This window comes from Marinobacter sp. F3R11 (assembly GCF_003318275.1).
Classification (GTDB): Bacteria; Pseudomonadota; Gammaproteobacteria; order Pseudomonadales; family Oleiphilaceae; genus Marinobacter.
Genome location: NZ_QOCH01000015.1, coordinates 1,077,082 through 1,090,465, shown reverse-complemented (window position 1 = coordinate 1,090,465; position 13,384 = coordinate 1,077,082). Strand labels below are relative to the sequence as shown.

Annotated in this window: 14 protein-coding genes; 10 read left to right on the top strand and 4 right to left on the bottom strand. The window is 54.6% G+C overall.

The window, feature by feature from the left end:
• Nucleotides 1–127: 127 nt before the first annotated feature.
• Both arsB and arsH read right to left on the bottom strand, forming a co-directional pair.
• Complete coding sequence (arsB, locus tag DS878_RS13460; RefSeq protein ID WP_113816431.1) at nt 128–1,198, bottom strand: ACR3 family arsenite efflux transporter; 1,071 nt, start codon at nt 1,196–1,198, stop codon at nt 128–130.
• A gap of 10 nt (nt 1,199–1,208) precedes the next feature.
• On the bottom strand, nt 1,209–1,925 hold the full coding sequence (arsH, locus tag DS878_RS13455) for an arsenical resistance protein ArsH (protein WP_113816430.1): 717 nt from the start codon (nt 1,923–1,925) through the stop codon (nt 1,209–1,211).
• A gap of 156 nt (nt 1,926–2,081) precedes the next feature.
• Between arsH and DS878_RS13450 the strand changes: the two genes are divergently transcribed.
• Genes DS878_RS13450 through arsJ form a run of 3 tightly spaced genes read left to right on the top strand, consistent with a single transcriptional unit; the run spans nt 2,082 to nt 5,091 of the window.
• Entirely contained in the window at nt 2,082–2,846 is a 765-nt protein-coding gene (locus DS878_RS13450) for a metalloregulator ArsR/SmtB family transcription factor (protein WP_113816429.1), read from the top strand.
• A 45-nt stretch (nt 2,847–2,891) separates the two neighbouring features.
• On the top strand, nt 2,892–3,896 hold the full coding sequence (locus DS878_RS13445; protein ID WP_113816428.1) for an ArsJ-associated glyceraldehyde-3-phosphate dehydrogenase: 1,005 nt from the start codon (nt 2,892–2,894) through the stop codon (nt 3,894–3,896).
• A gap of 1 nt (nt 3,897) precedes the next feature.
• Entirely contained in the window at nt 3,898–5,091 is a 1,194-nt protein-coding gene (gene arsJ, locus DS878_RS13440; RefSeq protein WP_113816427.1) for an organoarsenical effux MFS transporter ArsJ, read from the top strand.
• Between the two features lie 13 nt (nt 5,092–5,104).
• On the opposite strand, the gene DS878_RS13435 is transcribed toward arsJ, so the two are convergent.
• On the bottom strand, nt 5,105–5,731 hold the full coding sequence (locus DS878_RS13435; protein ID WP_113816426.1) for a hypothetical protein: 627 nt from the start codon (nt 5,729–5,731) through the stop codon (nt 5,105–5,107).
• 148 nt (nt 5,732–5,879) lie between these two features.
• On the opposite strand from DS878_RS13435, the gene DS878_RS13430 reads away from it, so the two are divergent.
• Both DS878_RS13430 and DS878_RS13425 read left to right on the top strand, forming a co-directional pair.
• Nucleotides 5,880–6,560, top strand: coding sequence for an ATP-binding cassette domain-containing protein (locus DS878_RS13430; protein ID WP_113816425.1), 681 nt, complete (start codon nt 5,880–5,882; stop codon nt 6,558–6,560).
• Nucleotides 6,547–7,344, top strand: coding sequence for an ABC transporter permease (locus DS878_RS13425; protein ID WP_113816424.1), 798 nt, complete (start codon nt 6,547–6,549; stop codon nt 7,342–7,344). Before DS878_RS13430 ends, DS878_RS13425 begins: the two co-directional genes overlap by 14 nt.
• Here DS878_RS13425 and DS878_RS13420 read toward each other — a convergent pair whose 3' ends face one another.
• A complete protein-coding gene (locus DS878_RS13420; RefSeq protein WP_113816423.1) occupies nt 7,345–7,749 on the bottom strand; it encodes an acyl-CoA thioesterase in 405 nt (134 codons plus the stop codon).
• Between the two features lie 194 nt (nt 7,750–7,943).
• On the opposite strand from DS878_RS13420, the gene DS878_RS13415 reads away from it, so the two are divergent.
• The 5 genes from DS878_RS13415 to phoU all read left to right on the top strand — a co-directional run bounded on the left by DS878_RS13415 (nt 7,944) and on the right by phoU (nt 13,377).
• Entirely contained in the window at nt 7,944–8,987 is a 1,044-nt protein-coding gene (locus DS878_RS13415; protein ID WP_113816422.1) for a substrate-binding domain-containing protein, read from the top strand.
• Nucleotides 8,988–9,067: 80 nt separating this feature from the next.
• Nucleotides 9,068–10,456, top strand: a complete 1,389-nt coding sequence (gene pstC / locus DS878_RS13410; protein WP_113816421.1) for a phosphate ABC transporter permease subunit PstC — start codon at nt 9,068–9,070, stop codon at nt 10,454–10,456.
• Nucleotides 10,449–11,723, top strand: coding sequence for a phosphate ABC transporter permease PstA (gene pstA / locus DS878_RS13405; RefSeq protein WP_113816420.1), 1,275 nt, complete (start codon nt 10,449–10,451; stop codon nt 11,721–11,723). The genes pstC and pstA overlap by 8 nt, the downstream gene beginning before the upstream one ends.
• A gap of 20 nt (nt 11,724–11,743) precedes the next feature.
• Complete coding sequence (gene pstB / locus DS878_RS13400; RefSeq protein ID WP_410003482.1) at nt 11,744–12,622, top strand: phosphate ABC transporter ATP-binding protein PstB; 879 nt, start codon at nt 11,744–11,746, stop codon at nt 12,620–12,622.
• A 32-nt stretch (nt 12,623–12,654) separates the two neighbouring features.
• Nucleotides 12,655–13,377, top strand: coding sequence for a phosphate signaling complex protein PhoU (gene phoU, locus DS878_RS13395; protein WP_113816418.1), 723 nt, complete (start codon nt 12,655–12,657; stop codon nt 13,375–13,377).
• Nucleotides 13,378–13,384 lie beyond the last annotated feature (7 nt).

Sequence of the window (13,384 nt, the reverse complement as noted above, 5' to 3'; positions counted from 1 at the left end):
ATGGGTTCCGACTGGATCAGCGGTTGCTGTTCAAGATGATAAAAAGATGGGCGGGATATTAGCAGGGTGACCGTTGGCTGAACAGTTCTCCGGCCGGCCAGGGAAGCCCGGGCCGGAGAGCGAAAGACTACGGCAGGAATTTATCTCGGGTGTTATTGGCAATGCGTACCAGAACCAACATCAAAGGTACTTCAACCAAAACGCCTACCACCGTTGCCAGTGCCGCACCTGACTGCAGGCCGAACAGTGCAATAGCGGCGGCCACTGCCAGCTCAAAGAAATTGCTGGCACCGATCATGGCACCGGGAGCGGCGATACAGTGGCGAACTTTCCATAGCCGGGCCCAGCCGTAGGCCAGGAAAAAGATCAGGAAGGTCTGGATGATCAGCGGCACAGCAATCAGCACAATGTGCAGCGGGTTGTTCAGGATCACCTCGCCCTGGAAAGCAAACAGTAGTACCAATGTGATAATCAGTGCCGCCGGGGTAATCGGGCTGAGGCGTTTCAGGAACACGTCGTCATACCATTGCTGACCGTGGCCGGCAATCAGTGTGCGGCGGGTCAGGTAACCGGCAGCCAGGGGGATCACAATGTACAACACCACCGACAGGATCACCGTATCCCAGGGAACCTGAATGTCGGAGATGCCGAGCAGGAATACCACAATAGGCGCAAAAGCAAACAGCATGATGATGTCGTTCAGGGATACCTGCACCAGCGTATAGGCGGCATCGCCTTTGGTCAGGTAGCTCCACACAAATACCATGGCGGTGCAGGGGGCCGCGCCCAACAGAATAGCGCCGGCGAGATATTCACTGGCCAGTTGCGGGGCAATCCAGGGCTTAAACACCACCATCAGGAAAAACCAGGCGATGGCGAACATGGTGAAGGGTTTGATCAGCCAGTTTACGACAGTGGTTATGGCCAGGCCTTTGGGTTCCTTCCGTACACCCACAATGGCGCTGAAATCAATCTGCGCCATCATAGGAAAAATCATCGCCCAGATCAGAATGGCAATGGGAATGGATACCTGGGCGTATTCAAAGCGGGACAGCGCTTCGGGCACTGAAGGTGCCAGCTGGCCCAGAACCACACCGGCAATGATGGCTAACCCTACCCAGATGCTCAGGTAGCGCTCAAACAGACCCATTCCGCCGGAGGGGGTGTCAACGGGGGGAGCAGTGGTTTTGCTGTTCATTGGCTTTCTCTCAGATGGATCGCTGATTGACGCGTTTTGACAGAGCTTCTGCGCTTTCTTTGCGTTCGGAGTAGCGGTCAGTCAGGTAGCTGCTACGATCACGAACCAGCAGGGTAAACTTAACCAGCTCTTCCATGACATCCACAATGCGGTCGTAGTACGGCGACGGCTTCATGCGGTTGTTGTCGTCGAATTCCATGAAGGCTTTTGGCACTGATGACTGGTTCGGGATAGTCACCATCCTCATCCACCGGCCCAGAACCCGTAACTGGTTTACTGCATTGAAAGACTGGGACCCGCCACACACCTGCATTACCGCCAGGGTCTTGCCCTGGGTGGGGCGAACGGCGCCCATGGATAATGGAATCCAGTCAATCTGGGTTTTCATGATGCCGGTCATGGCGCCGTGGCGTTCCGGGGAGCACCACACCATACCTTCTGCCCACTGTGCCAGATCCCGTAGCTCCTGAACTTTAGGGTGAGAATCCTCTTCGGCATCGGCCAATGGCAAGCCACGCGGATTGAAGATACGCGTTTCAGCTCCCATTGCTTCCAGTAAACGGGCTGCTTCCTCAACTGCCAGGCGGCTGAATGAGCGTTCACGGAGTGAACCATACAGCAGCAGAATGCGTGGAGCGTGGGATGAGGGGGTTGTTTCGAACAGGTGCTCTGCGCTCGGGGCCCGGAACAGGTCGGCGTTGATATTAGGGAGTTCTGTCAGCTTCATAATGCGGTTTTCGATTCCTGAAAAATAAGATCAGGCCGCGTACTTTCGGTGCCGGCCTCTTTAGTGACTGTCATGGTGCTGTCTTTACTTTGTAACCTTTCGCACCTATTATCGCAAAAAACGGATATATGGCAATTCGAATATACGGAAATTTATATGAAAAGAAGAGTTCTGTTCATCTGCACAGCGAACAGTGCCCGCTCTTTGATGGCCGAAGCGCTGCTGAGGCACATGGCGGGAGACCAGTTTGAAGTAGTCAGCGCCGGTACCCGGCCTGCTGAACCCCATCCCCTGGCTCTGCAGGTTCTGACGGAAGCCGGAATTCCCACTGAGGGATTGCACAGCAAGGCACTGGTCGAGTTTCAGAACGAACGCTGGGATTACGTGATCACCCTTTGTGAAAAAGCTGCCAGGGAGTGTGTGGCATTCAGCGAGGGCGCCCAGCAGATTGCCTGGGATTTTCCAGACCCGGTTGCCAGTAACCGGCGCGCCACCTTTGTTCTGACTCTGAAAGAGCTTAAAGAGCGGATAGGCCTGTTCACTCTGGTGCATCAGAAGGAAACTGGCCTGAAACCGAAAACCTATGACCCTGTGACTATTTTCAAGGTTTTGGGCGATGAGTTGCGTCTGGCGGCCCTGTTACTGATCCGGGACCAGAACAGGCTTTGTGTATGTGAACTGACAGAGGCATTCGAAGTAGCCCAGCCGAAAATCAGCCGTCACCTGGCCACTTTACGGGATGCGGGGCTGGTCGAAACGGAGCGTCGTGGCCAATGGGTCTATTATTATCAGAACCCCCGGCTTCCAGCATGGGTGTCGCGGGTTCTGGATGAAACTGCGCAGAACAATCCGGTGCTGATCAGGAGACCTCTGGAGCAGTTACAGGCCATGGCTGAGCGCCCGGTCGCACCATGCACCTGATCATCAATCGTATACGCAGATTTTAAATCTTACGAGGAGATCGCCATGAAGAAGATCAAAGTAGGCATTAACGGTTTTGGCCGCATCGGTCGCCTGGCTCTGCGAGCTGCCTGGGGCTGGCCGGAGCTGGAATTTGTTGCCATTAACGATCCGGGCGCCGACACCCGCACCCTGGCTCACCTGCTGAACTTTGACAGCGTTCACGGGCGCTGGAACTGTGAGGCCGAAGCCAGTGGCGATGAGATGGTGATTGAAGGCAAGCGGATCAGCGTCACCCACAACAGGGCAATCGGTGACACTGACTGGTCTGATTGCGACCTGGTGATTGAAGCCAGTGGTGTGAACAAGACGGTAGCGGTGTTGCAGGCCTATCTGGATCAGGGTGTGAAACGCGTAGTGGTCACTGCACCGGTGAAGGAGTCCGGGGCAAAGAATATTGTTCTGGGCGTGAACGAGCACATTTTCGATCCAGCCAATGACCGCATAGTTACCGCCGCATCCTGCACCACCAACTGTCTGGCGCCTGTGGTCAAAGTCATTCATGAGAAGCTTGGTATCAAACATGGTTCCATTACTACGATCCATAGCCTGACCAACACTCAGACGATCATTGATGCGCCCCACAAGGACCTGCGCCGGGCCCGTTCCTGTGGCAGTTCGTTGATCCCGACCAGTACAGGTTCTGCTACCGCGATTATCGAGATTTTCCCTGAGCTGAAAGGGCGTCTGGATGGGCACGCCGTGCGGGTGCCTTTAACCAATGCCTCGCTGACCGACTGCGTGTTTGAGGTGGAGACGCCTACGGATCGCGACACAGTGAACCAGCTTCTGAAAGACGCTTCCGAGGGCGAACTTCTGGATATTCTGGGTTACGACGAGCGTCCACTGGTGTCTATCGACTACAAAACCGATCCGCGTTCGTCCATTGTTGATGCCCTTTCTACGCTGGTGATTAATGGGACTCAGGTAAAAATATACGCCTGGTACGATAACGAATGGGGTTACGCCAATCGCACGGTGGAACTGGCTCGTAAGGTGGGCTCTGTCTGATATGTCTGCGTCCATCCGTCAGTACCTTGTGATTACCGGTAACTACTGGGCGTTCACCCTGACGGATGGGGCCTTGCGGATGCTGGTGGTTCTGCACTTCCACCAGTTGGGTTACTCGCCGCTGGAAATTGCCTTGCTGTTCATTTTTTATGAATTTTTCGGGGTGGTGACAAATCTGGTGGGGGGGTATCTGGGTGCGAGAATTGGTCTCAACCGCACCATGAACCTCGGGTTGTTTCTGCAGATTCTGGCTTTGGCGATGCTCGCGGTTCCTGTTGCCATGCTGACCGTGCCCTGGGTGATGGCGGCTCAGGCTATGTCGGGCATCGCTAAAGACCTGAACAAGATGTCAGCCAAAAGCGGGGTCAAACTTCTGCTACCGGATGGTGAGCAGGACCGGCTCTACAAATGGGTGGCCATCCTTACAGGTTCGAAAAATACTCTGAAAGGCGTCGGATTCTTTCTGGGCGGCGTGTTGTTGATGGCAGCGGGTTTTACGGGTGCTGTGATCATAATGGCTGTGGCATTGGGCCTGGTCTGGCTGGCAAGTCTGTTTTTGCTCAAGCAGGAGCTGGGCAAGAGCAAGGCTAAACCGAAGTTCAGTGAGATCTTGTCGAAAAGCCGTGCCATCAACGTGTTATCCGCTGCGCGGATGTTCCTGTTCGGCGCGCGGGATGTCTGGTTCGTGGTGGCCCTTCCGGTCTATCTCCATACAGTATTTGGCTGGGATTTCTGGAAAGTTGGTGGATTCATGGCTACCTGGGTGATCGGTTACGGCTTTATTCAGACGATTGCTCCGCGGATTACCGGCAACATGGACAGCAAGGGGCCCGCAGTTCTCTGGGCCGCCGTTCTGGCTCTGGTTCCCGCGGCGATCGCTGTGGGCCTGATGGCGGGCTGGTCACCCCGGTACGTGGTTGTCGGTGGTCTGTTATTGTTTGGTGTACTGTTTGCCATCAATTCTTCTTTGCACAGCTACCTGATTATCCGTTATGCAAGGGGTGACGGTGTGTCACTGGATGTGGGGTTTTACTATATGTCCAACGCCGCCGGCCGCCTTCTCGGGACAATCCTGTCTGGCTGGGTTTATCAGGTTTATGGTCTGGAGGCCTGTTTGTGGATTTCTGCGGGATTGGTGGCGACCGCTGCGCTGCTGTCGCTTCTGCTTCCCCAAAGGCACGAAGCCGCTGCCTGATGGTAAAAATATGTCAGAATCGCGCTACCAAACCGGCGCCCGCTTCAACCTGAAGATACCCGCTGCTGTTGTATCGGAGTTCGCAGCCGCCGGAGCAGAATACCGAGCCACCGGAATCCAGGGCAGTGTAGATGCCGCGCAGGTCGAGCCTCAGCCGTAGTTTGTCTGTCAGCAGAAATTGATAGCCGCCACCTAGCGACAGGGCAGCACGGTGGTGTGTCTCAAACTCCGGATTGTCGGGTTCCAGGCGGGTAACGCCGAAAATTCCGGAGATGAACCCACCACTGGTTTTACCCCCCGGAAAGTATAGGCCACCGAACTGGAGCTGGTAGATGGTAAGGTCAATTGACCGGGTATCCGGTGCAAAGAGGCCATTGCTGAGCCGGGCGGATGTGTTCTGTCGCCCGAAGTAGAATTCCCCCTGCTTACCTGCTTCGGGCAGATCAAAATTTACCACCAGACCATGACTCACAGAATCCCTGAAGCGGATTTCTCCGTCAGTGCCGGCACCGGAGGTTTCAATATCCACCGAACTGCCCAGGCGAAAACCTGCAAAGGGAGAGATGCCAATCTCAGCTGCTGCGGGAGGCGCGGCCATGCTCAGGGCGACTATAGCGGCGCTTAATCCTCGAGTGTTCATAGGGCTTATGGCTCGATCGTTGGTTGCTGGCAAGATGGATGTAATGGTGTAACCATTACAGATACAGCAGGGTCTTGCCAATAGGTGTAGGCAGCCATGTTCTGGTTCTGACAACCTGTTGCCCCCTGAGAAAAGCCAAACAGAAGAGATGTGTCATGTCCGGACCCGGTCAGATTATGAGTGTCGGCGCGAATTGCTCCATTGCAGTGTTGACCCTGTTTTGAAGGGGCTGCTGCTGGAAAACGTCTGCATTGGCGGGCTGGGCAGCGTATCGCTCGAGGTGCCCGACGGCCAGGTGATTTGCGTCTCCGGGCCGTCAGGCAGTGGTAAAAGCCGCTTGTTGCGAGCGATTGCTGATCTTGAACCCCACGGTGGCCGGATTTTACTCAATGGCACTGACCAGCTCTCCGTTTCTGCCCACCATTGGCGCCGTCGGGTAATGATGGTTCCCGCTGATAGTCAGTGGTGGTTTGACAAGGTAGGTGAGCACTTTCCTGACCTCACCGGTGATAGGCTGCCACCAGCTTTGGGGTTTCCACCTGGCGTGATGGATTGGTCGGTCAGTCGATTGTCATCTGGCGAGCGGCAGCGACTTGCGCTCTGGCGGGCTTTGACTCTGGAGCCTCAGGCGCTATTGCTTGATGAACCCACGGCCAATCTGGATGGCGATGCTACGATCAGGATTGAAAACTGGCTGCTTGCCGAGATCCGTCGCCGGCACCTGGCCACCTTGTGGGTGGCCCACGACCCGGCGCAGATTCACCGTGTGGCAGATGCACACTTCCGGATAACCGGAACCGGACTGGAGCCTGACCATGGAAGTGATTGACCTGGCCTGGTGGAAGCTGGGGCTGGCGACTCTGCTGATTCTGGCTCTGGCAGCAACCAGCCATCTTTCCCGCCTGGGTATTGCCCGCAGCCTGTTAATTGCTACGGTGCGTACTGTCATCCAGCTGGCCTTGATTGCGCTGGTGCTGGAAGCGCTCTTTGCTTCATCAGCGTTTTACTGGATTGCGCTGATGGCACTGGTCATGCTGCTGGTTGCGGGCAGGGAAGTTGTGTCCCGCCAAGGCCGGAAGCTGCATGGCTGGTGGGCGTTTGGAATTGGTGCCGGAGCTATGTTTGTCTCATCATTCACCGTGACCGTGCTGGCGCTCATTGTGGTGATTGGCCCTGAGCCGTGGTACGCACCGCAATATGCCATTCCGTTACTGGGAATGATGCTGGGCAATAATCTGACCGGTATCAGTCTGGCTCTTGACCGGTTGAACGAATCAGTCTGGCGGCAACGGGCGGTGATCGAAGGCCGGCTGATGCTGGGCCAGACCTGGCAAGAGGCACTGGAAGACATCCGCAGGGAATCCATGCGGAGTGGTATGATGCCGTCAATCAACGCCATGGCTGCTGCTGGCATTGTCAGCCTGCCGGGTATGATGACGGGTCAGATCCTGGCAGGTAGTCCACCGGCGGTGGCGGTGAAATACCAGATCCTGGTGATGCTGATCATTACTGCAGGCACGGGATTTGGTGCTGTGATGGCGGTCAGCTGGGGTAGCCGGCGGCTGTTTGACGAGAGGGAACGCCTGTGCCTGGACCGGCTTGTGAAATCCTGATTACTGATGCTGCTCAGGCACTTCCCGGATGCGGCCCTGCTCATCGATTGCGACGTAAACAAACCGGCCCTCGGTAACCTTGCGCGGGTTTTTGGCAGCACGGTCAAGGGTCCAGACTTCCACATTGATTTTCATGGAACTGCGGCCGATGTCTACGAGTTCGCAGTAGCATCCGACCTGGGATCCTACCCGCAGGGGCGAGAGAAATTCCATCCGGTCCATAGCCACTGTTGCATTGCGGCCCAGAGAAATGCGCCCTGCCATAGTGGCGGCTGCAATATCCATCTGTTTTACAAGCCAGCCAGCAAATACATCGCCATTGGCGTTTGTGTCCTGAGGCAGGGGGACAACCTGAAGAACCAGATCGCCTCGGGGTTTGGGTTTGTCATCGTCATACGTAGTCATGGAGCAAGCCTTTTATCAGTTCTTGAATTGTTTTCCTAGCATGGTAACGGGCTGGCGGCGCTCTGCAAGGAAATTTGAGCAAAGACGTCTATATTTCATCAGTTGTAACAAAGTTGTCATAGAGGGCTCTTAGGATGCAGTCATCGGTAAAGCACATCCGACACAACGTCCAAACCTGATAACGGAGACTCGACGTGATGAAACTGAACAAAGCATTCGCAACAGTTGCGCTGGCTGGCGCCGTCGCTGCCATGTCTGCACCGGCAATGGCTCGTGACACTATCAGCATCGTGGGATCCTCCACGGTTTACCCGTTCGCTACTGTTGTGGCTGAGCGTTTTGGCTCTAACACGGAGTTCTCTACGCCGAAAATGGAATCCACAGGTTCCGGTGGTGGCATGAAGATCTTCTGTCAGGGTATTGGTACTCAGAACCCCGATATTACCAACGCTTCCCGTCGTATGAAGGCCTCTGAGTTCGAGCTTTGCCAGAGCAACGGCGTAAAAGACATTGTTGAATTCCGTATCGGTTCTGACGGTATCGTGATTGCGAGCTCCAAGGAAGCGGAGCATATGGATCTGACCCTGGAGCAGCTGTTCCTGGCCCTGGGCGAGAAAGTTCCCCAGAATGGCAAGTGGGTAGCTAACCCGAATAAAACCTGGAGCGACGTTGATTCCAGTCTGCCGAACAAGCCAATCCGTGTAATGGGGCCGCCTCCGACTTCCGGCACCCGTGATTCATTCAACGAACTGGCGCTGGAAGGTGGTTGTGATGAACTTCCTGAAGCGGCTAGCCTGAGCAAGGATGAGCATAAAGCTATCTGCCAGAGCATTCGTGAAGATGGAGCCTTTATTGAAGCTGGTGAGAATGACAACCTGATCGTTCAGAAGCTCATCGGTGACAAGGATATGTATGGCGTTTTCGGTTACAGCTTCCTGGAAGAAAACGGTGACCGTCTGCAGGCTGCTTCCCTCAACGGTGTTGAGCCGACGCAGGAGAACATCGCAGAGGACAAGTATCCGGTTGCCCGTTCCTTGTTCTTCTACGTGAAAAAAGCCCACGTGGGTGTGGTTCCGGGTATTGTTGAATATGCTTCCGAGTTCGTCAGCCCTCGTGCCATGGGTTCAAACGGCTACCTGAAGGATGTCGGGCTTATTATTCCGACTCGTGCTGCTCTGATGGAGCTTCAGGATAAGGTTGAAAACATGCCTAACCTGACTCTGGAAGAACTGAAATAAACCGGAGTTCTTCGGTTAATGCGGGGTGCAGGCTTACGGAAAGCCTGCACCCTTCTGTGTAGTTGAAGACAGGAATCCTCATGCAACCGTTAAACCTGCTTTTATTGACGATGGTGCTGGCCGTGGTCGCCTACGGGTTGGGCTATGCCCGCTCCCGCGCGCTGGCAATGCCCCTCGGCGGTGTGCGCCATCTTAAATCGTTACCCGGCTATTACGGCGTCCGCGCAGCTATCTGGTGTGGAGTGCCCGCGCTGATTATTCTTGCCTTATGGGCGGCGTTCGAAGGCAAAGTTATCCAGTCAATTGTGGTCGGTACCTTGCCTGAGACCATGATTCCGGATTCGGCAGGTGAGGCCAGCCTTCTGATGAGCAAAATCGGCAACGTTGCCAACGGGTCTTTACCCCCGGGTTTTGTTGAGGAACCTGTGGCAAAAGCTGCTGAGTTACTGCAGGCACTGCAGGTACAGAGCAAAATTTATATGACCGGCCTGGTTGTTGCTGTTGCACTACTGGCCGGATTTCTGGGATGGATACGTATACGCCCGTTGCTGAATGCCAGGGAGCAGGTAGAGGCAGTTCTGCGCTGGTTCTTTTTTGCCTGTGCAGGCGTCGCGGTACTGACCACCGTAGGTATCGTTTTCTCGGTGGTGTTTGAAACCATTCGATTCTTTGAGCAGGTTCCTTTTCTGGAGTTTTTCTTCGGAACTTCCTGGAGCCCTCAGCTGGCCCTGAGAACTGATCAGGTAGGGTCGGAGGGAGCATTCGGGATGATCCCGTTGTTTACCGGTACTTTGCTGATTTCCTTTATTGCGATGCTGATCGCAGCGCCCGTAGGCCTGATGTCGGCAATTTATCTTTCTGAATACGCGAACAAAAGGGTGCGCAGCATCGTCAAGCCCCTGCTGGAAATGCTGGCAGGTATTCCGACCGTCGTGTACGGCTTTTTTGCAGCTCTGACAGTCGCACCGTTTATCAGTGATCTGGCCAGTGCAATTGGTGTGGAAGCCTCTTCGCAGAGTGCACTCGCAGCAGGATTGGTCATGGGTATCATGATCATCCCGTTTGTATCCTCGCTTTCAGATGATGTTATTAACGCTGTGCCCCAGTCTCTTCGTGATGGCTCTCTTGCTCTGGGCGCGACCCAGTCCGAAACCATGAAAAAGGTCATATTTCCGGCGGCGCTGCCAGGCATCATGGGCGGCCTTTTGCTGGCAGTATCCAGGGCTATCGGGGAAACCATGATTGTTGTGATGGCGGCGGGTCTTGCTGCGAATCTCACTGCCAACCCTCTTGAAACCGTCACGACCGTCACGGTGCAGATTGTTACCCTGCTGGTTGGTGATCAGGAATTTGACAGTGCGAAGACTCTGGCTGCGTTTGCACTGGGAGCGATGCTGTTTATCGCTACGCTGTTGCTCAACGTAATCGCTTTGAAAATTGTCCGAAAATATCGGGAACAATATGACTGATCATACTTCACAAGCGGAACTGGTTCGCCGGTCCCTTAAACGCAGATACCGCAAAGAACGTCGTTTCCGGGCTTATGGGATCATGGCTATTGCCATAGCCCTCACGGCCCTGATTACTCTGTTTACCGATATTGTCGGGAAAGGATACACAGGGTTTCTGAAAACGACTGTCACCCTTGAGGTGACCATGGATCCGGATCTGATGTATCTGGATGATCCCACGGATTCAAAACAGGTACGTATGGCAGATTTTGTGTCGCCCCTGGTGGCAGCTGTAGATGATGCCCTTCCGGGCGCCACGGCAGATGATCAGGATGCCTTACGCCGGTTGATCAACCCATACGCTTCCACTGAGCTCCGGGATGCTTTGATTGAGAACCCGGAATGGATGGGGACAACGCGAACCATGTCCTTCCTGGTACACAGTAACGTCGATGTCTATGTGAAGCATAAAGGCGATGCGGCATATTCTATAAAGCTGACGGAGCAGCAGCAGTCCTGGGTGGACGAGCTCAGGGAACGGGGACTTATAGAAACCGGTTTCAACGATGTTTTCTTTACCAATGGAGACTCGCGGGATCCTGCCAAGGCTGGTGTGCTGGGAGCAATTGTCGGGTCGTTACTGACCATGATCATTACTCTGGTGCTTGCGTTCCCCATTGGTGTTGCTGCGGCTATCTATCTTGAGGAGTTTGCTCCAAGGAACAGACTGACGGATTTCATCGAGGTGAATATCAACAACCTGGCCGCTGTTCCATCCATTATTTTCGGCTTGCTGGGTCTTGCGATTTTCATCAACCTGTTCGGTATGCCCCGCTCTGTGCCAGTAGTAGGTGGTCTGGTTCTGACCCTGATGACACTGCCCACCATCATCATTTCCAGCCGTGCGGCAATCAAGAGTGTACCTCCCTCGGTGCGCGAAGCTGCCGAAGGTATCGGCGCTTCAAAAATGCAGGTAGTACTGCACCATGTACTTCCGCTGGCGTTGCCGGGCATGTTGACCGGTTCGATCATTGGCATGGCTCAGGCTCTGGGCGAAACCGCACCCTTGCTGTTGATTGGCATGGTGGCGTTTATTGTGGAAGTTCCGGAAGGATTTTTCGACGCCGCAACGGTTTTGCCGGTGCAGGTATTTCTGTGGGCCGGCAGCCCGGAGCTGGCGTTCATTGAGCGTGCGTCAGCTGCGATTATGGTTTTGCTGGCTTTTCTGATGACTATGAATGCAATGGCCATTTGGCTCCGCAAACGCCTTGAGCGCCGGTGGTAAGGAGAACATATATGAACACGATGAGCTCGACGACAATCAATCAAGTGCAGGCGCCAGAGGAAAAGGTCATGCCGGTAACCGAGAAAAAGCCGGAAGATACGGTTCTGGAAGAAGGGGTGACGGTCGGTACCCCCTTCGCCGATGACCCGAAGTTCAAGCTGCGTGATGTAGAGGTTTTCTACGGCGAGAGTCGTGCGATCAAGAAAATCAGTCTGGACATTGCCCGTAATGAGGTGATCGCATTTATCGGGCCATCCGGGTGCGGTAAGTCAACCTTCCTGCGCTGTCTGAACCGCATGAACGACAGTATCGATATTTGCCGGGTCAAAGGCGGCCTGTTGCTTGATGGCCAGGATATATACGACCCCAAGCGCGATGTGGTTGAACTGCGTGCCCGTGTGGGCATGGTGTTCCAGAAGCCCAACCCGTTTCCCAAATCAATCTACGACAATGTGGCTTATGGTCCACGGATTCATGGCCTGGCAAACCGTAAATCGGAACTGGATGACATTGTGGAAAGCAGTCTGCGCAAGGCGGGGCTGTGGAATGAAGTCAAGGACCGTCTTGATGCCATGGCGACCGGTATGTCCGGCGGCCAGCAGCAGCGGCTGTGTATCGCCAGAACCATTGCCGTCAGCCCGGAAGTGGTGCTGATGGATGAACCCTGTTCGGCACTGGACCCTATTGCAACGGCCAAAGTAGAAGAGCTGATTGCGGAGCTGTCCGAGAGTTTCACGATTGTGATCGTTACCCACTCGATGCAACAGGCAGCGCGGGTTTCCAATCGCACAGCGTATTTTCACCTTGGTCATCTGGTTGAGGTAAACGAGACCAGCAAAGTGTTTACAACGCCGGAACATGAACTCACGGAATCCTATATTTCCGGTCGTTTTGGCTGAGCCGGATAAACAGAACAAGGGAGGAAAATATTATGGTTCCAAATAAGGACGACGTATACGGGGATCACATCTCCAACAGGTTCAACGATGAACTTCTGGCCCTGAAAACCCGTTTTCTGAAGATGGGTGGGCTGGTGGAAGCCCAGATCGACAGTGCTCTGCAGTCTTTGATCGAAAGCAATGGCGAACTCGCGGAAGAGATCCGGTCCAAAGATAAGCTGGTGGACCGGATGGAGATGGATATTGATGAGGAGGCTATGCTCATCATCGCCCGTCGTCAGCCCACAGCCCGTGATCTGCGGTTGGTGATTTCAGTAATCCGGATGGTTGCGGATCTGGAGCGGGTGGGCGATGAAGCCAAGAAAATTGCCCGGTTTGCGATCAAGCTGGCCGAGGAAGGTCAGGCGCCTCAGGGCTATGCGGAGGTACGCAATATTGGTGCCCACGTAATGGGGATGATTCACGATTCTCTGGACGCGTTTGCACGGCTGGATTCCGAGCAGGCCCTGCGGGTAATGAAAGAAGACAAGCGGGTAGATGAGGAGTATCAGTCCGCAGCCCGCGCCTTGCTGACCTTCATGATGGAAGACACCCGCAATATCTCACACTGTATGTCTGTGATGTGGGTTTTGCGGGCACTGGAACGGGTAGGAGATCACGCCTGCAATATTGCTGAGAACGTGATCTTCATGGTCAAGGGTGAAGATGTCCGCCATACTCCGATGGAGGAGACAGAGCGGATTGTGGGCAGTTAATCCCGTA

Excerpts from the sequence above, each read along its gene's own strand:
- arsB (WP_113816431.1), bottom strand. The coding sequence starts at position 1,198 with ATGAACAGCAAAACCACTGCTCCCCCCGTTGACACCCCCTCCGGCGGA.
- arsH (WP_113816430.1), bottom strand. The coding sequence starts at position 1,925 with ATGAAGCTGACAGAACTCCCTAATATCAACGCCGACCTGTTCCGGGCC.
- DS878_RS13450 (WP_113816429.1), top strand. The coding sequence starts at position 2,082 with ATGAAAAGAAGAGTTCTGTTCATCTGCACAGCGAACAGTGCCCGCTCT.
- DS878_RS13445 (WP_113816428.1), top strand. The coding sequence starts at position 2,892 with ATGAAGAAGATCAAAGTAGGCATTAACGGTTTTGGCCGCATCGGTCGC.
- arsJ (WP_113816427.1), top strand. The coding sequence starts at position 3,898 with ATGTCTGCGTCCATCCGTCAGTACCTTGTGATTACCGGTAACTACTGG.
- DS878_RS13435 (WP_113816426.1), bottom strand. The coding sequence starts at position 5,731 with ATGAACACTCGAGGATTAAGCGCCGCTATAGTCGCCCTGAGCATGGCC.
- DS878_RS13430 (WP_113816425.1), top strand. The coding sequence starts at position 5,880 with ATGTGTCATGTCCGGACCCGGTCAGATTATGAGTGTCGGCGCGAATTG.
- DS878_RS13425 (WP_113816424.1), top strand. The coding sequence starts at position 6,547 with ATGGAAGTGATTGACCTGGCCTGGTGGAAGCTGGGGCTGGCGACTCTG.
- DS878_RS13420 (WP_113816423.1), bottom strand. The coding sequence starts at position 7,749 with ATGACTACGTATGACGATGACAAACCCAAACCCCGAGGCGATCTGGTT.
- pstC (WP_113816421.1), top strand. The coding sequence starts at position 9,068 with ATGCAACCGTTAAACCTGCTTTTATTGACGATGGTGCTGGCCGTGGTC.
- pstA (WP_113816420.1), top strand. The coding sequence starts at position 10,449 with ATGACTGATCATACTTCACAAGCGGAACTGGTTCGCCGGTCCCTTAAA.
- pstB (WP_410003482.1), top strand. The coding sequence starts at position 11,744 with ATGAGCTCGACGACAATCAATCAAGTGCAGGCGCCAGAGGAAAAGGTC.
- phoU (WP_113816418.1), top strand. The coding sequence starts at position 12,655 with ATGGTTCCAAATAAGGACGACGTATACGGGGATCACATCTCCAACAGG.